The sequence below is a fragment of the Streptomyces sp. NBC_00316 genome (genome assembly GCF_036158715.1).
In the GTDB taxonomy this organism is placed as follows: Bacteria; Actinomycetota; Actinomycetes; order Streptomycetales; family Streptomycetaceae; genus Streptomyces.
The window spans coordinates 7,108,137-7,126,052 of the sequence record NZ_CP108023.1 but is presented as its reverse complement, the minus strand read 5'-3'; the positions used below and the strand labels follow the sequence as shown (position 1 = coordinate 7,126,052).

Genomic DNA, 17,916 nt, shown 5'->3' with positions numbered 1-17,916 from the left:
TGCCAAAGGTCGAGTCTAAAGGTCGCTGAGGGTGGAAGAAGCCCGCGGGCGGCTCAAGCCAGGTAGGCCGGCGCCCCCACGGGCAAAATAAATCGGAACTCGGCGCCGCCGCCGGGCCCGCGGCCGACCGTGATCGTGCCGCCGTGCGCCTCCACGATGCCCTTGACGATGTAGAGGCCCAGGCCCGTCCCGCCCCGCTTGCTCCCGCGCCAGAAACGGGTGAAGACGCGGCCCATCGACTCCTCGGGGATACCGGGGCCCTCGTCGCTCACGGTGACGGCCGTTCCCTTCTCGTCGCTGGTCGCGGGTGCGACCTCAATGGTGACGGTTCCCTCGCCGTGGCGCACCGCGTTTTCCAGCAGGTTCCCCAGCACCTGATCGACCTTGTCCGGGTCGGCCCATACGGCGGGCAGCGGCTGCCGGGTGCGGACGAGGAATCGGTCGGGGGCCTGGCCGGCCGCGGTGAGGGCCTGGATGTGGCGTTCGACGGCGGCGGAGAGGTCGACCGGCTGGCGGCGCAGCTCCAGTCGTCCGGAGTCGATCCGGGAGATGTCGAGCAACTCGGCGATGAGCCGGGTGACACGGTGGGCGTCGGCGTCGACGGTCTCCAGCATCAGCCTCTTCTGGTCGTCCGTGAACCGTTCCCATTTGGCGAGCAGCGTCGCGGTGAAGCCCTTGACGGACGTCAGCGGGGAGCGCAGCTCATGGGCGACGGTCGCGATCAGTTCGGCGTGACTGCGCTCGGTGCGGCGGCGGGCCTCGGTGCCGCGCAGGCTGATCACGAGCCGGCGCACGGGTCCGGTGGGGCGCTCGCGTACGTACCGGGCGGAGACCAGGACCTCGCGGCCGCCGGGGAGCAGCAGATTCCGCTCGGGCTGGCCGACCCGGGTGGCGAGGCCGCCGTACGGATCGGTCAGGGCCCACCAGCGGCGGCCCTTCAGGTCCTCCAGCGGCAGTGCGTGGTCGAGCGGGCGGCCGAGGGCGGCAGCCCGGGGGACGGCGGTGATCCGGGTGGCGGCGGCGTTGAAGCAGATGACCCGGCCCGACTCGTCGGCGATGACGAGGCCGTCGGGCAGGTCGTCCGGATCGACGGCTGCGGCCGTGTCCGCGTGAGCGGTGACGGCCGTGGTGCTCTGCGCGCGGTCGATGTGCGTCCCGCGCGGCCCGCTCGTGCCGACAGCCATATTCCCGTTACCCCACCTCTCGCACCGGTGCAGTGGGCCCCCGAGTTCGTCACCCTACTAGTCGCCGGTGACGGAGCGACACCCTGCGGGGGCGCACTGCTGCGATGCGCCGGGGGCGGGGTAAGGGGGCGGTCAGCCGGTGGTACGACGGGGGCGCTGGGCGCGCGCGGAGGCGTACAGGCAGACGGCCGCGGCGGTGGCGAGATTGAGGCTCTCGGCCTTGCCGTGAATCGGTACGCGTACGACGGCGTCGGCGAGCGCCCGGGTCTCCTCCGGCAGGCCCCAGGCCTCGTTGCCGAAGACCCAGGCGGTCGGCCCGCCCATGGTGCCCGCGTCGAGCTCGTCGTCGAGGTCGTCGTCGCCCGCGCCGTCGGCGGCGAGGATCCGCACGCCCGCGTCCCGCAGCCGCTGGACGGCCTGTTCGACGGGGACACCGACGGCGACCGGCAGATGGAAGAGCGAACCGACCGACGCACGCACGGACTTGGGGTTGTACAGGTCCACGGAGGCGTCGGTGAGGACGACGGCGTCGGCGCCCGCGGCGTCGGCGCAGCGCAGCACCGTACCGGCGTTCCCGGGGTCGCGTACGTGGGCGAGGACGGCCACCAGCGTGGGCTTCGCGGCGACGATGGCCTCGAACGGCGTGTCGAGGAACCGGCAGACGCCGATCAGCCCCTGGGGGGTGACGGTCTGCGACACATCGGCGAGCGTGTCACCGTCGGCGAGGTGCACCCGGGCGCCGGCGGTGTGGGCGGCGGCGATGATGTCGGCGTACCTCTCGGCCGCCTCGACGGTGGCGAAGAGCTCCAGCAGGGTCGGCTCACCGTCGCTGCCGCGGTGTTCGGCGGCCTCGCGCACGGCCTGCGGCCCCTCGGCGATGAACCGTCGCTCCTTGCCGCGGAAGTTGCGCCTGGCCAGCCGTCGGGCGGCGGCGACGCGCGGCGATCGCGGGGAGATCAGTTCGGGGGTGCCCATGGTCGGCGGCGGGCCTCTCTGCGTGCGGAGGTTCGGATCGGTGCGGAGATACGGAGCACGTCGTGCAACGCACCGGACCCGCAGACGCCGAGCGCCTGCGGGTCCGGCTCAGAAGCCAAGAAGTGTGCCCTGGATCAGGCGGCCTTCGGGGCGTTGACGTCGCTCGGGAGGGCCTTCTGGGCAACCTCGACGAGGGCGGCGAACGCGTTGGCGTCGTTGACCGCGAGCTCGGCCAGGATCTTGCGGTCCACCTCGATGTTGGCGGCCTTCAGACCCTGGATGAGGCGGTTGTACGTCATGCCGTTCTGGCGGGCAGCGGCGTTGATGCGCTGGATCCACAGCTGACGGAAGTCGCCCTTGCGCTTCTTGCGGTCGTTGTAGTTGTAGACCAGGGAGTGGGTGACCTGCTCCTTGGCCTTGCGGTACAGGCGCGAGCGCTGACCGCGGTAACCGCTGGCGGCCTCGAGGATTGCCCGGCGCTTCTTGTGGGCGTTGACTGCCCGCTTGACGCGTGCCACTTGTTAACTCCTTGTAGCGGGGCTGGTGTTCACGGTATCGACTCACCCAGCCCGGAAACGAATTGGTCCCGGTGTGACAGAGGTCGCGCCCCCGGATTCACCGGGGGCCGGGCCTCACTTGCCGAGAAGCTTCTTGATCTTCTTGGCGTCGGCCGGAGCCACGACGACCGTGCCGGTCAGCGAGCGGGTCTTCTTGGACGACTTGTGCTCGAGCAGGTGGCGCTTGCCGGCCTTCTCACGGAGCACCTTGCCGGAGCCGGTGATCTTGAAGCGCTTGCTGGCACCGCTGTGCGTCTTGTTCTTCGGCATCGCGCCGTTCTCTCCTCGTCAGTGGCGCCCCTCTCGGTGCGGGCACCGGACAGCAGGGGCGTCAGATCTTGGTGGGGATCCCGAGGGGACCCGGGGCCGCCTGGATGGCGCCCCCTGAGGTCACGCCTCGGAAGGTGTTTCGCCCGGAGCCTCGGGCTGCGCTTCGGCGGGAGCCTCGGCAGCCTCGGCGTCGGGGGTGGAACCCTGACGCCCCGCCTTGCGGGCGGCCTGGGCCTCACGGGCCTCGGCCATGGCTTCGGTCTTCTTCTTGTGCGGGCCCAGAACCATGATCATGTTCCGGCCGTCCTGCTTCGGGTTCGACTCGATGAAGCCGAGCTCCTCGACATCCGAAGCGAGACGCTGAAGCAGTCGGAAGCCAAGTTCGGGGCGGGACTGCTCACGACCACGGAACATGATCGTGATCTTGACCTTGTCGCCCTGCTTGAGGAACCGGACGACGTGACCCTTCTTGGTGTCATAGTCGTGCGGGTCGATCTTCGGCCGGAGCTTCATCTCCTTGATGACCGTGTGCGCCTGGTTCTTGCGCGCCTCACGGGCCTTCATGGCCGACTCGTACTTGAACTTCCCGTAGTCCATGAGCTTGCACACGGGCGGACGGGCGGTCGCCGCCACCTCGACCAGGTCGAGGTCGTACTCCTGTGCGAGTTCCAGGGCCTTGGCAAGCGGAACAATCCCGACCTGCTCGCCGCTGGGACCGACAAGTCGCACCTCGGGAACGCGAATCCGGTCGTTGATGCGGGGCTCGGCGCTGATGGATCCTCCTCGGTAGCACCACGCGGCCGTCTGGCGGACAGCCACGCAACGTCTGTTTCGTGAGACCAACCGCACCAGCGCATCAAAAATGCCCCGGACGGGACACAGGCGGGGCTCCTGGCAAACCGGAACACCGCCGCGGTCAACCGCGGGGCGCATCGGGCGGCTCCATCGTCCGTACGGAACGATGGGCGCCACCTGACCGGTGACCCGCCGTCCTACAGGACGGCCAGGTGGGAGATCGGAGCCTCCACTTGTGGGCCGGGCACATAGCTGCCCAGCCGGTCGTTACACAAGGTTAGCAGCTCCCCCGGGGTGGTGCGAACCCGTGCGCAGGGTCACAGCTGCCGTCGGCACTCCCGCGGGCGGGGGCGCAGGGGCATGCGCCTATCGTATGGCGCATGAGTGACGCGACCCCCAGCAGTGAAACCCCCGACTTCGACGACATGGCCCGCGACATCGCGGAGGTCCCCGCGGTCGAGGTGATCGTGACGGTCGCCGTCAATCTGATGAGCGCCGCCGCCGTGAAGCTCGGGCTGACCGAGGACGGCGACAAGCACAAGGACCTCGACGAGGCCCGCAAGCTGGTCCACGCGCTGGCCGGCCTGCTCGACGCGAGCACCACCGAGATCAGCTCGTTCCACGCGGCGCCGCTGCGGGACGGTCTGAAGTCGCTGCAGCTCGCGTTCCGCGAGGCGTCGCTCGTTCCGGACGAGCCGGGTCAGGGCCCCGGCGAGAAGTACACCGGTCCCGTCTTCGGCTGAGCACCCGCCGCCCGTCCGTTTCCCCATTCCACGAACGTGAGCCCCCTGCCCGGCCGGGCAGGGGGCTCACCGCGTACGCGGGCCGGTCGGGAGATCAGCGTGCGAAAAGCGGCTCACCGGGCATGTTCGCGCCGTCCGGAAGCAGCGCCAGGTCCAGGCCCCGCACCAGCCGGGCGCGCAGCACCTCGTCGGCGGCCAGCGACTGCGCAACGCGCTGGGCCGCCTCGGCCGGGACCGCGTCGGGCGCCAGGAACAGGGCGAGGGTGCCGCCGGACGGGCCCGGGACGAGATGGGCACGGACCACTGCGGGCTCGGCGGCGACCGCCTCCCGTACCGCGGAGGTGACCGCCGGATCGTCCAGCGGGTCGGCGCTGGTACGGCCCTCGGCGAGGGCGAGCAGCGCGGAGCCGGTCAGCTCGAAGGCGACGGGGCCGGCCAGGTCGAGCACCACGGTGTCCGCCTTCTCGTGCGCGGCGGCCTGCAGCGCCTGGTGCAGAGGGACGGCGACAGGGCGGGCCTGCGGGTCCCAGCGGGCCAGGGACGCGGTCGAGGTGAAGGCGGGCAGGGCACGGCGGTCGCCCGCCTGGAGGGTGGGCACGGCCATGTCGCTGGTCTTCTCCCGGCGCAGCCCGCTCTCCTCGTCCTCCTCCACCTCCCCGAGGACGGCGACGACGGGGACCAGGAGCCGGGCCCCCCTGAGCGCTTCGAGCACTGGGCCGATGGCCGTACGGTCATCGGCCCAGGCGGCGAGTGCCGCGGTCAATACGGGGTCGGCCGTGCCATCGTCGTCGGAGTAACCGGAGTCCGGAATGTTCTTCTGCGCCACAGGGCGAGCGTAGTCGGTGCGGTTTTTCACGAGGCCCTCAGGTGGACCACGGCCCGCTGTCAGGCGCTCTTCGTGGCGTCCGGTTCCCTACCCCTGCCGATATCGAAGACAAGTACGAAAATGCGTACGTCCGCACTGTCCGCTTCCGTGACGACCGTGTTGCTGCTGGCCGGTTCCGTCGCGGGCAGCATGTATCTGGTGGGCCTGGTGTCGGATCCGGGGCCCGGCCCCGTCGCGTCCGCGTCGTCGGCCGCGGCGGCGCCGGCTCCGGGCCCGCCCGCCCAGGCGGTGACGAGCGAGGAGCCCGGGGTGGATCTGGACGCGGAGCTGGCCGCGGCGGTGTCGCCGCTCGCCGGCGGGTCCACCGGCGGGTCCAGGGGACTCAACGGTGGGTCCAGGGTGTCGGTCGCCGTGCTGGACGCCCTCGACGGGCCCGGTGCGGTGTACGGGAGCCGGATGTACGCCACCGCGAGCATCGTCAAGGTCGACATCCTCGCGGCGCTGCTGCTCCAGGCCCAGGACCACGGGCGGGACCTCACCGCCCACGAACGCAGCCGTGCCGTCACCATGATCGAGCACAGCGACAACGACGCCGCGACCGCACTGATGCAGACGATCGGCGGGGCGGCCGGGCTCGACGCGGCGAACAGGCGCTTCGGCCTGACCATGACGACCGCGGCGCCCCGGTGGGGACTGACGCAGACCACGGCGGCGGATCAGCTGGTGCTGCTGAGGACCGTGTTCGGCACGGACTCGAAGCTGACCGAGGACTCCCGTTCGTATCTGCAGGGGCTGATGCGGAACGTCTCGGCCGATCAGCACTGGGGGGTGTCCGCGGCAGGCAGCCGATGGGCGCTGAAGAACGGGTGGATGCCGCGCAGCGCCACCGGGCTGTGGGACATCAACAGCATCGGGCAGGTGACGGCCCACGGGCACACGTACCTGATGGCGGTGCTGTCCACGGGGCAGCGGACGATGGCCACGGGGATCGCGCGCGTCGAGTCGGTCGCGAAGGCCGCCGTGGGCGTACTGGAACGGGCGCGATGAGCGCGTCATGAACCGGCCCGCGGGGTGGCGGCTGTCCGGAGGGGCCGGGAGCCCGGGGGTCGCCGGGGCGGGCCCGGGCCGCTTCAGCGGCGTGCGGAAGGGTTCCTGCTGCGCCACAGCAGCACGGCCAGCGCCAGCAGCACGGCGCCGAGGCCGCCCGCGGCCGGGGCGAGCCAGCCTGCGGGGCCGCCGTCCTCGTGCCGCGCGGTGGGGCCCGGCCCGAAGTACTGCTTGCGGTAACCGGCCTTCACGGAGTCGTCTGCCTCGGCCGACTCCGCCCGCAGACCGGCCGGCCGGAGCTTGCCGCCCGCGTCGATCGCCGCGGCCGGATCGACGATGCCGTACCCCCGCGAGTCGTCACGGCCGCCCTCCGGGGAGTTGCGGGCGGTGTCCGTGAGGAGCTTCTTCACCTGGGCGGGCGACAGCCCCGGATGGGCGGCCCGGACCAGCGCGACGGCCCCGGAGACGAATGCGGAGGCGGCCGATGTGCCCCACTCGATGTAGTAGTGGCGGTCGGGAGCAGGGACGACGATGTCGACGCCGGGGGCGCTGACGGTGGCGTACCAGTGGCGGGTGGAGAACGCCGCGTGGGTGCCGTAGCGGTCGACGGCGGCGACCGCTATCACGCCCGGGTAGGCGGCGGGGTACGAGATGTGGTCGCCCTTCTCGCCCCCGTTGCCCGCCGACGCGACGACGACGGCGCCCTTCCTCAGCGCGTACTGGATGGCGGCGTCCTCACCGCCCTCCGGGTGCGCGGACGCGCTGTCGTCGCCGAGGGAGAGGTTGATGACGTCCGCTCCGTGGTCGGCGGCCCAGCGGATGCCGTCGGCCAGGGCCGTGCCGCGGGACTCGCGGGCCTTGGCGCGGGACGGGTCGGAAGCTTCCAGGATCACCCGGACCGGGAGGATCTTCGCCTCCGGGGCGATGCCGAGCACACCGTCGGCGCGCCCGACGCCGTGACCGCGGCCGGCGATGATCCCGGCCATCGCGGTGCCGTGCCGGGCCCAGGCCCGGTCACCGGGCTCGGCGCCGAAGCCGATCATGTCCTTGCCGGGCAGCACCTGGCCCGCGAGGTCGGGGAGGCTGTCGTCGACCCCGGTGTCGACGACGGCGACGGTGATGCCCTTGCCCTTGGTGGTCTGCCAGGCCCGGTCGGTGTGGAGCGCCTGCAGTCCCCACTGCTGCGGCCTGATGGTGTCCGCATGGGCGGGGGCGGCCGGGAGCAGGGTGAACGCCGTGGCGGCGCAGAGCGCGCCGAGGGCGCGACGACGGCGTCGGGGGCTGCTCATTGCTGATTCTCCGAGAGGTCGGTGACGGTCCGGCGCAGCCCGCGCTCGATCCGGTCGGCGATGCCCTTGGCCTCATGGCCGAGGCCGGCCTGTGCGGCGGCCGTGGTCGCGTCCGCGGCCAGCGCCTTCTCGGCCGGCTGCGGGTCGGTCACCGCGCGCCCGTCCGCGAACCCGGAGACGGCGAACACGACGACCGGCACCTCGGTCAGCACATGGACGGTCCAGCTGGCGCGCTGCCGGTCGCCGAACCCTGCGGCAACGGTGTCCTCGACCGCGTAGGTACGGGGCATCAGGTCGGTGCGCGCGTCGAGATGCTGGTCGGAGAACCGGGTGCTCAGCGCTCGCATGGCCTCCGTGTCGCCCTCGGTGAAGATCATTCCGACCGTGGTGACGCTGCTGGAGGTGGCGTCCCTGTACGTGGCGCGCAGCAGCCGCTCGCAGCCGACCGGGCGGAGCGTCTTGAGCAGCAGCGGGTCGAGGGCCGTCGTGCAGCCGCCGTCCGGGGCGACGGCCATCCGGGTCCAGACCCGGTCCGCGCCGCCGGGCCCGGCACCGTCCCCCTTGAGGGTGCGGGGGAACAGGGTGTCCACGGGGGCGTTGTGCCAGGCGGTGCGGGCCGTGGCGTAGGAGTTGCGCGCGTCGCCGTCGGCCGAGGAGTCGCTGGTGAGCCAGCTCCCGGTGGCCGCTCCGCCGATCAGTCCGAGCCCGAGCACGACGCAGGCCGCCGCGGCGGCGGCCCGTGCGGGGTGGCGGGTGCGGACCGGGCGCAGCCGGGTGGTGGTCTCGGCGGGCGTCTCGGGCCGGGGGTACGGGTGGGAGTGGACCTGCGGGACGTGGCCACCGGGGTGCGGCGGGGTCGCGCCGGGCCGCGGGGTGAGATCCACCGCACCGACGGGCCGGCGCCGGGTCGCCGCGGACGGCGGCGTCCCGGGCCTGGGCGGGGCGGTTGGGGCCGAGGGCACGACACGGAGCCTGGTGGTCGTCTCCACCGGGTTCGGTCCGGGCTCCTGCGAAGGCGCCGGGACCGGCCCCTGCGTGTGCGGGAAGGCGGGGGCTGCGGCCGGGGGCGCCGGTGCGAGGGCGGCGGGCGCAGTGCGCTCGGCTGCGGGGGCGGCCGGAGCCGGGCCGTGGCCGGCGCGTGACGTCTGCTGCGGTTCGTCCGGCGGTGCAGCCGGACGTGGTGGCGTCGTCGGTCGGGGCGGGACGGGAGCGCGCTGCGCCTCGGTACTCATCCGCCCCCCTGGTCCACGTTCCGTACCGCCCACGGATCACCTTCGCAGGCAGGTCCGTTGGTCACCGCATGCCGTAACTCTACGGGTTGCGGCGGGCCCGGTGGGAGTCGGGCGCCGCACCCCGGGGGATCTGCCCCGATCGTCCCCCTACCCAGTGGTAGAGGTGTCTGGCAAGCTGCGGCCATGACTGCGCGTGCCGCTGACCGGACCCGTTACGACCGGGCCACCGCCCATCTCGACGCCCCGATCGCCGTGGTCGATCTGGATGCCTTCGATGCGAACGCCGATGACCTCGTCCGCAGGGCGGCGGGGAAACCGGTCCGGGTCGCGAGCAAGTCGGTGCGCTGCCGGGCGCTGCTGGAGCGGGTGCTCGCACGGCCGGGGTTCGCCGGGATCATGTCCTTCACGCTGGCCGAGTCGCTGTGGCTGGCCCGGGCCGGTTTCGACGACGTACTGCTGGCCTATCCGTCGGCCGACCGGGCCGCCTTCGCCGAACTGGCCGGTGACCCCAAGCTGGCCGCCGCGGTGACGGTGATGGTGGACGACCATGCGCAGCTGGAGCTGATCGACGCGGCACGGGCCGGCGGCCGGGAGGAGATCCGGGTCTGTCTGGAACTGGACACGTCGCTGCAGCTGCTCGGCGGCCGGGTCAGGATCGGAGCGCTGCGTTCGCCGCTGCGCTCCCCCGCGCAGCTCGCGGAACTGGCCCGCTCGGTGGTGCGCAGGCCGGGTTTCCGGCTGGTCGGCCTGATGGCGTACGAGGGACATATCGCCGGGGTCGGGGATGCGGTCGCGGGACGGCCGCTGCGTTCCCGGGCGATCCGGCTGATGCAGGCCGCGGGCCGCAAGGAACTGGCGGCCCGGCGGGCCGAGGTGGTCCGGGCGGTGCGGGCGGTGGCACCGGACCTGGAGTTCGTGAACGGCGGTGGCACCGGCAGCGTGCAGCACACGGCGGCGGAGGCGGCGGTGACCGAGATCGCGGCCGGGTCGGGGCTCTACGTACCGCGGCTGTTCGACAACTACACGTCGTTCACGGCCCGCCCGGCGGCGCTGTTCGCGCAGCCCGTGGTGCGGCGGCCCGGAGTGGGCGTGGTGACGGTGCTCGGCGGCGGCTACCCGGCGTCCGGGGCCGCGGGCGCGGACCGGCTGCCCGTTCCGTATCTGCCCGAGGGGCTGCGCTACGACCCGCAGGAAGGTCCCGGCGAGGTGCAGACGCCGCTGCTCGGCGCCCCGGCCGACGATCTGCTGATCGGTGACAAGGTGTGGTTCCGGCACGCGAAGGCCGGGGAGCTGTGCGAGCGTTTCAACGAGCTGCAGCTGATCGAGGGCGACCGGGTGACGGCGACCGTGCCGACGTACCGGGGCGAGGGACAGACGTTCCTCTGACTTTCCTCCCGACCGGTATCAGGGGGCCACGGAGCTGCCGACGCCGCCGCTCGTCGCACTGTCGTCGATCGGCCGGATGGCCCGGGTGAGGGTGTCCATGAGGGCGAGCGGCGGACCGTCCGGTGCCGCGTCGAAGGCGTAGCGCACGACGACCGGTGACTCGCTGCCGACCGTCGACGGGAAGACGAGCGACTGCACATAGCCGCCGGGGCCCTTGGCCGTGTGGACCCGCCAGCGCACCTCGTAGCCCGTGCGGCCCGCCACGCTGACCGATGCGGATCTCAGCTGCTCGTGGGACGTGATGCCGCCGTGGATCCGGACGCCGACGATGTTCTCCTCGTACGCGCTGTCGGCCGCGTCGGCGATGTCCCGTTCGGCCAGGACCTCGGGGGACGTCGTGTCCGTCTCGTTCGCGGTCCGGGTGGTCACCGTGCCGTGGTAGCAGAAGGCCGAGGACGCGCCGGGGCAGGTGTAGGAGTCGACCGTGCGCATGGTGAGCGCCTTCTCGACGGTGCTCTCCGGCTTCTCCCAGCCGTCCGGGATCGGCAGGGTGACGCCGTTGAGCTGGTCGACGAGCAGCTTCGGGTCGGACGCCGGCCCTTCCCCTCCGGTCGTGGCGGTGGCGCTGGGGAGCGGGGCGGAACCTGTCGGCCCGGACGCCTTGGGCTCCGCACCGCTGTCGCCCCTGCCCAGCAGGACGGCCCCGGTGACGGCCGCGCCGACGACGACCAGGGCGGCCAGCACGATCGCCACGGTCCGGGCACCGCCCCCGCCACCGCTGCCTCCGCTCGCGTACGGGGGTGGGACCGGCTGCTGCTGTGCCGGGGTGTTCGGGCGGGTGTGCGCGGTCCATGCCGAGCCGTCCCACCACCGGTCGGTGCCCGGGGCGGATGTGTCCGGGTACCAGCCGGGTGGTGTCGCGTTGCTCATCCCTCCACTCTAGGGTTCGCCGCCGACACCGGTCCGGGGGTGGGCTGTTGGGGATGAGCGGTCGCGGGATCCCGGGCGGTCCCGCGACCGGGCCCGATCAGACGGGCGTGACGTACGCGCCGGAAATGCCGCCGTCCACAACGAAGTCGGAGGCGTTGACGAACGAGGAGTCGTCGCTCGCGAGGAAGGCGACCGCAGCAGCGATCTCGGTCGCCTCGGCGAACCGCCCGACCGGGATGTGCACGAGCCGGCGGGCCGCGCGCTCCGGGTCCTTGGCGAACAGCTCCTGAAGCAGAGGGGTGTTGACCGGCCCCGGGCAGAGCGCGTTGACCCGGATGCCTTCGCGGGCGAACTGGACACCGAGCTCGCGGGACATGGCGAGCACGCCGCCCTTGGAGGCGGTGTACGAGATCTGACTGGTGGCCGCCCCCATGATCGCCACGAACGAAGCGGTGTTGATGATCGAGCCGCGCCCCTGGCGGCGCATGTAGGGAAGGGCCGCCTTGCAGCAGAGGTAGACGGAGGTGAGGTTGACGTCCTGGACGCGCTTCCATGCCTCCAGTCCGGTGGTGAGGATGGAGTCGTCGTCGGGCGGCGAGATGCCCGCGTTGTTGAAGGCGATGTCGACGGACCCGTAGGTGTCGTGGGCGGCCTTGAAGAGCGCCTCGACCTGTTCGGGGTCGGTGACATCGGTCCGTACGAAAAGTCCGCCGACCTCGTCGGCCGCGGCCTTGCCCGCGGTCTCGTCGATGTCCGCGCAGACGATGTGGGCGCCCTCGGACGCCAGACGGCGCGCGGTCGCGAGGCCGATGCCGCTGCCGGCACCGGTGATGACGGCGGTGCGGCCGACCAGGCGGCGGCAGATGTTCTCGGTGTCGGTCGTCATGCTGGTTCAGGCCTCCGTGCTGAGGAAGACGTTCTTGGTTTCGGTGAAGGCGGTCAGGGCGTCGGGGCCCAGTTCCCGGCCGAGACCGGACTGCTTGTAGCCGCCGAACGGGGTCCAGTAGCGGACGCTGGAGTGCGAGTTGACGGACAGGTTCCCGGCCTGGACCGCCTGAGAGACGCGCAGCGCGCGGCCGACGTCACGGGTCCAGATGGAGCCGGCGAGACCGTACTCGGTCGCGTTCGCGAGCCGGACGGCGTCGGCTTCGTCCTCGAACGGCAGGACGACGGCGACCGGCCCGAAGACCTCTTCGGTGGCCACGGGCGAATCGGGGCGTACATCGGTCAGCACGGTGGGCGGGAACCAGAAGCCTGGGCCCTCGGGAGCAGAGCCCCGGATCGCGGACGCGCCCTCGGGGACGTAGGACCCCACGCGGTCCAGCTGGGCCCGGGAGATCAGCGGCCCCATCCGGGTCTTCTCATCGGCCGGGTCACCGACGACGACCGAGGCGACGGCCGGGGCGAGGAGATCGAGGAAGCGGTCGTAGGCGGCGCGCTGGACGAGGATGCGGGTGCGGGCGCAGCAGTCCTGGCCCGCGTTGTCGAGGAACGCCATGGGGGCGGCGGCCGCGGCTGCCTCGATGTCGGCGTCGGCGAAGACGATGTTGGGGCTCTTGCCGCCGAGTTCGAGGGTGAGCCGCTTCACGCGCTCGGCGCACCTGGCCATGATCTGCTTGCCGACCCGGGTCGAGCCGGTGAAGACGATTTTGGCGACACCGGGGTGTTCGACGAGGGCGTTGCCCGTTTCGGCACCGGCTCCGGGCAGTACCTGGAAGAGATGCCCGGGCAGGCCCGCTTCCAGGGCGAGTTGGGCGAGTCGCAGTGCGGTGAGCGGGGTGGTCTCGGCGGGCTTGAGGAGGACGGCGTTGCCTGCCGCGAGGGCGGGGGCGACGCCCCAGGCGGCGATCGGCATCGGGAAGTTCCACGGGGCGATCACGCCCACGACGCCGAGGGGTTCGAGCAGGGTGAGGTCGATGCCGCCCGGGACCGGGATCTGCCGGCCGCTGAGCCGCTCGACACCCCCGGCGGCGAATTCGAGCAGATCGCGGACGTTGCCGGCTTCCCAGCGGGCGTTGCCGAGCGTGTGGCCGGCCTCGCGGACCTCCAGCCGGGCCAGCTCCTCACGGTGTTCGTCGACGGCCGCGGCGAAGCGGCGCAGCAGGCGGGCGCGGTCGGCGGGGGCCATCGCCGCCCAGGTGCGCTGGGCGGCCGCGGCGCGGCGCACGGCGGTGCCGGCTTCGGCCGCGGTGGTGGCGGGGACGATCGCGACGACCTCTTCGGTCGCCGGGTTGAGTACCTGGTGCTCGGTGGTCACGGAGTGCCTCACAGACGTTCAAAGGAGCGGCGGAGCTCCCAGTCGGTCACCGCGGCGTCGAAGGCCTCGAGTTCGACGCGCGCCATGTTGCGGTAGTGCGCGACCACGTCCTCACCGAAGGCCGCCCTGGCCAGGTCGCTCTTCTCCCAGAGTTCGGCGGCCTCGCGCAGTGTGGTGGGGACGTGGTCGTATGCGGCGGTGTAGGCGTTGCCCTCGCAGGGGTCGGGGAGTTCGAGCTTCTGCTCGATGCCGTGCAGGCCGGCGGCGATCAGTCCGGCGACGGCGAGGTGCGGGTTGACGTCACCGCCGGGCAGCCGGTTCTCGAACCGGGTCGAGCGGCCGTGGCCGACGACGCGGAGCGCACAGGTGCGGTTGTCGTGGCCCCAGGCGACCGCGGTCGGGGCGAACGAGCCGGGCTGGAAGCGTTTGTACGAGTTGATGTTCGGTGCGTAGAGGAGGGAGAACTCGCGCAGCGCGGCGAGCTGTCCGGCGAGGAAGTGGCGCATCAGCGGTGACATGCCGCCCTCTTCGCCTGCCATGACGTTGCGCCCGTCCACGTCCTCGAGGGAGAGGTGGACGTGGCAGGAGTTGCCCTCGCGCTCGTTGAACTTGGCCATGAAGGTGAGTGCGACGCCCTCCTGGGCGGCGATCTCCTTGGAGCCGGTCTTGTAGACGGCGTGCTGGTCGCAGGTGACCAGGGCCTCGTCGTACCGGAAGACGATCTCGTGCTGGCCGGGGTTGCACTCGCCCTTCGCGGACTCGACGGTCAGGCCCGCGGCCGCCATCTCGTTGCGGATGCGGCGCAGCAGGGGCTCGATACGGCCGGTGCCGAGGACCGAGTAGTCGATGTTGTACTGGTTGGCCGGGGTCAGGCCGCGGTAGTTGCGGTCCCACGCCTGTTCGTAGGTGTCCTTGAAGACGATGAATTCGAGCTCGGTGCCGACGTGCGCGGTGAAGCCGTGCCCGGCGAGGCGCTCCAGTTGACGGCGCAGGATCTGGCGGGGCGCGGCGACGACGGGCGAGCCGTCCTCCCAGGCGAGGTCGGCGATGACCATGACCGTGCCGTCGTTCCACGGGACGCGGCGCAGGGTGGTGAGGTCGGGGTGCATGGCGAAGTCGCCGTATCCGCGCTCCCAGGAGGACATGGCGTAGCCGTCGACGGTGTTCATGTCGGTGTCGACGGCGAGCAGATAGTTGCAGCCCTCGGTGCCGTGTTCCAGGACCTCGTCGAGGAAGAAGCCGGCGGCGAACCGCTTGCCCTGCAGCCTTCCCTGCATGTCGGGGAAGGCCAGGACCACGGTGTCGATCTCACCGTTTCCGACAAGGACACGCAGTTCCTCGACGGCGAGCGGGGCTGTTCGGTCGGACACGGGCGGATCCTCTCCTCGCAGGCCGGAAGATGATCCAAACCTATGGGTAGCGCAAGGGATTTGGATACGGTGCCGATGCGTTCCGCGTGCCGTGCGAGAGAGGGATCGGATGAACCGTCCGCTGATCGGAATCAGCGCTTATCTGGAGGCTTCGGCGCGCTGGGGCGTGTGGGACCTGCCCGCGACGCTGCTGCCGGCGGGCTACGCACGTCTGGTCCGCGAGTCGGGCGGTCTGGCTGCAGTTCTCCCGCCGGACGATCCGGACCTCGCGGCTTCGGTGGTGGCCCGGCTCGACGCGGTGGTGATCGCGGGCGGGCCCGATGTGGACCCCGTACGGTACGGGGCGGACCGACATCCGCGGACCGGGCCGCCCGCGCCGGAGCGCGATGCCTGGGAGCTGGCCCTGATCGGAGCCGCCCTGGACTCCGGTACGCCGGTGCTGGGCATCTGCCGCGGCATGCAGCTGATGAATGTGGCGTTCGGCGGCACGCTCGTTCAGCACCTGGACGGGCACACCAGCCCGCTGGGCGCGGTCGGGGCCTTCGGCGAGCACGTCGTGACGCCGGTCCCGGGGACGCGCTACGCGTCGATCGTGCCCGAGGATTCCCCCGTGCCGACCTACCACCACCAGGCCGTGGACCGGCTTGCTCCGGGCCTCGTGGCGTCGGCGCACGCGGCGGACGGAACGGTGGAGGCCGTCGAGTCCCCGGGGCCGCAGTGGGCGCTGGGGGTGCAGTGGCATCCGGAGATGGGTGACGACCTGCGGGTGATGCGGGCGCTGGTGGCGGAGGCGGCGCGCGGCTGACCGTTCGCCGGCCGATGGCTACGGCGTGCGCCGTCCGAGCCTGCCGCGCAGCCATGACAGCGCCGCCGTCCCTTGCACGCCCTGGAACGCCCGCAGGGTCGGCAGCCCCGGCGGGTGCGGCATCAGCGAGTGCGCGACGAAGTAGCCGGCGAGCGCGGCCAGCACCGCGTTCACACCTTCCGGGTCGGCGGCGCGTCCCAGAGGGTGGGTGGTGAACACGGTGTCCGGGTCGGGGCCGCCCTGGGCCGCCACGCTCGGCAGCATCAGCAGCAGATCGAACCAGGGCGCGGCCCGCAGCGCGTGGGGCCAGTCGACGAACACGACCCTGTCGTCGGTGAGCAGGATGTTGTCGGCGCGCAGATCGCCGTGGGCGAGGCTGTCGCCGGTGGCGGGCCCGGCCCAGCCGGACTCCAGTTCCGCGAGCACGTCGAGGTGGCGTACCGCCCATGGGTCGAGCCGGCCGGTCGGCGGCTGTCCGGCGTCGCGCGCGGCGCGCAGGGTGCGCCAGCCGGTGAACGACTCGGCCTCGCTGTCGGCCACGGCGGGCGCGTCGATGGGGGCCGGGGTCAGAGTCCGGTTCAGTTCGCCGATTGCGGACAGGACGCGGTCGAGCTCGGCGGGGATCCAGGGGATGCGGGGCTGGCGGCCGTCGATGTCCTGGAGGACGAGGGCGACGCTGGTTCCGTCGTCGTACGAGCCCAGCAGTCGTGGTGCGGGAACGCCGGTCGGGAGAGCCGCGGTGTTGCGGGCCTCGGCGCGGTGCAGAGGGGGGCTGGTGGGGTTCGTCTCGGCGCTGACGACCTTCACGAACGCTCGCCGGCCGTCGGCGAGGCGGACCCGGGCTGCGACGCCCGGCGAGAAGCCGCCGCTCTGGCTCCGTGCGTCGACGACGCGGGCGCCGAGGATCGTCTCGACGGCGCTGCGCACGGAGTCCGGAAGGTCGGCCCATCGGTGGCGTACGCCGGTCGCGGGCGGCGCGGTGACATCCATCTGCGCATCTTCGGCCCCCGGACGGGGCCCGGCCAACCGGTTTGGCGGGCGCGGGGCGTCACGCCTCCCCGGTGTTCCTGACGGCCCGCCCTCCAGCCAGTGCTGTGACCGGAGAGGTTCACCGGCTCGCGCCGCCCGGCACGGCACCTCGCCGCGCTGTCGCAACACCCGAGTACATCCAGTACGCGGGCGATGCTCCGCCTTGCGATGCACCGCACCGGACGCCGCGAGCCTCCCGGCAGACCCTTCCGGTCACAGCACTAGCCACCGCCCGCCGTCAGTGACAGCAGGTCGCGCGCCGGCCCCGTGGGGCGGTGGCCCGAGGGCCACACCGCGCGCAGCTGGCGTCGCAACCGCACTCCCGCCACGGGGATCTTCACGAGTCGGCGCGACGACAGTTCCTCCCCCAGGGCCAGTTCGCTCAGTACGCACGGCCCCGCGCCGCTCTCCGCCGCTCCCTTCACCGCGGTCGTCGACGACAGTTCCAGCAGGGGCTGCGCCAGACCGCCGTGCACGGCGAGCGCCGCGTCCAGGACCTGCCGGGTGCCGGAGCCGCGCTCGCGCAGGATCAGTGGGGTCCCGGCCAGCTCCTGCGGGGTCAGCGGGCTGCGGCGGGCGGCCCAGGCATGCGACGGGGCGACCACGACGACGAGCCGGTCGTGGGCGATGACCGTGCCGTCGAGGCCTTCCGGCACGGACAGGCCCTCCACGAATCCGAGATCGGCCTCCCCGGCGCGCAGCCGCTGCGCGACCGCCGTCGAGTTGCCGGCGAGCAGCGAGACCGCGGTGTCCGGCCGTCCGGTGCGCAGCGCGATCAGCCAGCCGGGCAGCAGATACTCGGCGATGGTCATGGAGGCGGCGACCCGGAGCCGGGAGTCGCGCCGGTCGCGCAACGCCTGTGCCCCCACGTCGAATGCCTCGGCGGCCTCGACGATCCGACGCGCCCAGTCGGTGACGAGCGCGCCCGCGTCGGTGAGCCGGGAGCCGCGCGGCGAGCGGTCGAGGAGGGCCACGCCGAGCTGCCGCTCCATCGACCGGATGCGGCTGCTGGCGGCGGGCTGGCTGATGCCGACGTCCCGCGCGGCCCGCCCGAGGCTGCCGTGCCGGGCCACGGCGAGCAGCAGCTCCAGGGCTCCGAGATCGGGAACCCGGTGGGAGAGAGGGACCGGTGCCGGTGCGTCGCTGGGCATAAAGCCAGCTTATGACCTCATAGAGACGAGATCCCTGGTGGGAGGGGGCACCCGGAAACAGGATCGTGGC

Annotated in this window: 18 protein-coding genes; 4 read left to right on the top strand and 14 right to left on the bottom strand. The window is 72.4% G+C overall.

The features are described from left to right. Window positions 1-53 precede the first annotated feature (53 nt). From OG878_RS31680 to infC, 5 genes are all read right to left on the bottom strand, one after another. Window positions 54-1,184 carry a sensor histidine kinase gene (locus OG878_RS31680; protein ID WP_328889940.1) on the bottom strand — a complete coding sequence of 377 codons (1,131 nt, stop codon included), beginning with the start codon at window positions 1,182-1,184 and terminating at the stop codon, window positions 54-56. 132 nt (window positions 1,185-1,316) lie between these two features. Further along, the gene (locus OG878_RS31675; protein ID WP_328889939.1) at window positions 1,317-2,159 is read right to left on the bottom strand and encodes a TrmH family RNA methyltransferase; all 843 of its coding nucleotides are present in this window, start codon (window positions 2,157-2,159) and stop codon (window positions 1,317-1,319) included. Between the two features lie 134 nt (window positions 2,160-2,293). Further along, window positions 2,294-2,677 carry a 50S ribosomal protein L20 gene (gene rplT, locus OG878_RS31670; RefSeq protein ID WP_003970214.1) on the bottom strand — a complete coding sequence of 128 codons (384 nt, stop codon included), beginning with the start codon at window positions 2,675-2,677 and terminating at the stop codon, window positions 2,294-2,296. Between the two features lie 114 nt (window positions 2,678-2,791). Next, window positions 2,792-2,986: a 50S ribosomal protein L35 gene (gene rpmI / locus OG878_RS31665; protein ID WP_030918579.1), complete on the bottom strand. Its 195-nt coding sequence runs from the start codon at window positions 2,984-2,986 to the stop codon at window positions 2,792-2,794. A 120-nt stretch (window positions 2,987-3,106) separates the two neighbouring features. Beyond that, the gene (infC, locus tag OG878_RS31660; protein WP_277325216.1) at window positions 3,107-3,805 is read right to left on the bottom strand and encodes a translation initiation factor IF-3; all 699 of its coding nucleotides are present in this window, start codon (window positions 3,803-3,805) and stop codon (window positions 3,107-3,109) included. 356 nt (window positions 3,806-4,161) lie between these two features. On the opposite strand from infC, the gene OG878_RS31655 reads away from it, so the two are divergent. Further along, window positions 4,162-4,524, top strand: a complete 363-nt coding sequence (locus tag OG878_RS31655) for a DUF1844 domain-containing protein (protein ID WP_277325217.1) — start codon at window positions 4,162-4,164, stop codon at window positions 4,522-4,524. Between the two features lie 94 nt (window positions 4,525-4,618). On the opposite strand, the gene OG878_RS31650 is transcribed toward OG878_RS31655, so the two are convergent. After that, a complete protein-coding gene (locus OG878_RS31650) occupies window positions 4,619-5,350 on the bottom strand; it encodes an SseB family protein (RefSeq protein WP_328889938.1) in 732 nt (243 codons plus the stop codon). A gap of 120 nt (window positions 5,351-5,470) precedes the next feature. Here OG878_RS31650 and OG878_RS31645 point away from each other — a divergent pair, with 120 nt between their 5' ends. After that, complete coding sequence (locus tag OG878_RS31645; RefSeq protein ID WP_328889937.1) at window positions 5,471-6,397, top strand: serine hydrolase; 927 nt, start codon at window positions 5,471-5,473, stop codon at window positions 6,395-6,397. 83 nt (window positions 6,398-6,480) lie between these two features. Here the strand turns inward: OG878_RS31645 and mycP are convergent, their stop codons facing one another. Both mycP and OG878_RS31635 read right to left on the bottom strand, forming a co-directional pair. Next, complete coding sequence (gene mycP / locus OG878_RS31640) at window positions 6,481-7,686, bottom strand: type VII secretion-associated serine protease mycosin (RefSeq protein ID WP_328889936.1); 1,206 nt, start codon at window positions 7,684-7,686, stop codon at window positions 6,481-6,483. Continuing rightward, window positions 7,683-8,570 carry a hypothetical protein gene (locus OG878_RS31635; RefSeq protein WP_328891450.1) on the bottom strand — a complete coding sequence of 296 codons (888 nt, stop codon included), beginning with the start codon at window positions 8,568-8,570 and terminating at the stop codon, window positions 7,683-7,685. The genes mycP and OG878_RS31635 overlap by 4 nt, the downstream gene beginning before the upstream one ends. A 531-nt stretch (window positions 8,571-9,101) precedes the next feature. Between OG878_RS31635 and OG878_RS31630 the strand changes: the two genes are divergently transcribed. Further along, window positions 9,102-10,304: an amino acid deaminase/aldolase gene (locus OG878_RS31630; protein WP_328889935.1), complete on the top strand. Its 1,203-nt coding sequence runs from the start codon at window positions 9,102-9,104 to the stop codon at window positions 10,302-10,304. Window positions 10,305-10,322: 18 nt separating this feature from the next. Here OG878_RS31630 and OG878_RS31625 read toward each other — a convergent pair whose 3' ends face one another. The 4 genes from OG878_RS31625 to OG878_RS31610 form a co-directional block, all read right to left on the bottom strand. Continuing rightward, window positions 10,323-11,234, bottom strand: a complete 912-nt coding sequence (locus tag OG878_RS31625; protein ID WP_328889934.1) for a DUF2510 domain-containing protein — start codon at window positions 11,232-11,234, stop codon at window positions 10,323-10,325. A 97-nt stretch (window positions 11,235-11,331) separates the two neighbouring features. Beyond that, complete coding sequence (locus tag OG878_RS31620) at window positions 11,332-12,120, bottom strand: 3-oxoacyl-ACP reductase (RefSeq protein ID WP_277325223.1); 789 nt, start codon at window positions 12,118-12,120, stop codon at window positions 11,332-11,334. Between the two features lie 6 nt (window positions 12,121-12,126). Beyond that, the gene (locus OG878_RS31615; RefSeq protein WP_328889933.1) at window positions 12,127-13,491 is read right to left on the bottom strand and encodes an aldehyde dehydrogenase family protein; all 1,365 of its coding nucleotides are present in this window, start codon (window positions 13,489-13,491) and stop codon (window positions 12,127-12,129) included. Between the two features lie 8 nt (window positions 13,492-13,499). After that, the gene (locus tag OG878_RS31610; RefSeq protein WP_328889932.1) at window positions 13,500-14,861 is read right to left on the bottom strand and encodes a glutamine synthetase family protein; all 1,362 of its coding nucleotides are present in this window, start codon (window positions 14,859-14,861) and stop codon (window positions 13,500-13,502) included. 109 nt (window positions 14,862-14,970) lie between these two features. Between OG878_RS31610 and OG878_RS31605 the strand changes: the two genes are divergently transcribed. After that, window positions 14,971-15,666, top strand: coding sequence for a gamma-glutamyl-gamma-aminobutyrate hydrolase family protein (locus tag OG878_RS31605; RefSeq protein WP_328889931.1), 696 nt, complete (start codon window positions 14,971-14,973; stop codon window positions 15,664-15,666). An 18-nt stretch (window positions 15,667-15,684) separates the two neighbouring features. Here OG878_RS31605 and OG878_RS31600 read toward each other — a convergent pair whose 3' ends face one another. Further along, window positions 15,685-16,656 (bottom strand): aminoglycoside phosphotransferase family protein, encoded by a 972-nt coding sequence (locus OG878_RS31600; protein WP_328889930.1) that lies wholly within the window; start codon window positions 16,654-16,656, stop codon window positions 15,685-15,687. Between the two features lie 260 nt (window positions 16,657-16,916). Beyond that, entirely contained in the window at window positions 16,917-17,846 is a 930-nt protein-coding gene (locus tag OG878_RS31595; protein WP_328889929.1) for a LysR family transcriptional regulator, read from the bottom strand. Window positions 17,847-17,916: the final 70 nt, after the last annotated feature.

Coding starts and splice junctions, on each gene's coding strand:
- mycP (WP_328889936.1), bottom strand. CDS start 7,686: ATGAGCAGCCCCCGACGCCGTCGTCGCGCCCTCGGCGCGCTCTGCGCC.
- OG878_RS31645 (WP_328889937.1), top strand. CDS start 5,471: ATGCGTACGTCCGCACTGTCCGCTTCCGTGACGACCGTGTTGCTGCTG.
- OG878_RS31600 (WP_328889930.1), bottom strand. CDS start 16,656: ATGGATGTCACCGCGCCGCCCGCGACCGGCGTACGCCACCGATGGGCC.
- OG878_RS31595 (WP_328889929.1), bottom strand. CDS start 17,846: ATGCCCAGCGACGCACCGGCACCGGTCCCTCTCTCCCACCGGGTTCCC.
- OG878_RS31675 (WP_328889939.1), bottom strand. CDS start 2,159: ATGGGCACCCCCGAACTGATCTCCCCGCGATCGCCGCGCGTCGCCGCC.
- OG878_RS31680 (WP_328889940.1), bottom strand. CDS start 1,184: ATGGCTGTCGGCACGAGCGGGCCGCGCGGGACGCACATCGACCGCGCG.
- rpmI (WP_030918579.1), bottom strand. CDS start 2,986: ATGCCGAAGAACAAGACGCACAGCGGTGCCAGCAAGCGCTTCAAGATC.
- OG878_RS31630 (WP_328889935.1), top strand. CDS start 9,102: ATGACTGCGCGTGCCGCTGACCGGACCCGTTACGACCGGGCCACCGCC.
- OG878_RS31620 (WP_277325223.1), bottom strand. CDS start 12,120: ATGACGACCGACACCGAGAACATCTGCCGCCGCCTGGTCGGCCGCACC.
- OG878_RS31625 (WP_328889934.1), bottom strand. CDS start 11,234: ATGAGCAACGCGACACCACCCGGCTGGTACCCGGACACATCCGCCCCG.
- OG878_RS31655 (WP_277325217.1), top strand. CDS start 4,162: ATGAGTGACGCGACCCCCAGCAGTGAAACCCCCGACTTCGACGACATG.
- OG878_RS31605 (WP_328889931.1), top strand. CDS start 14,971: ATGAACCGTCCGCTGATCGGAATCAGCGCTTATCTGGAGGCTTCGGCG.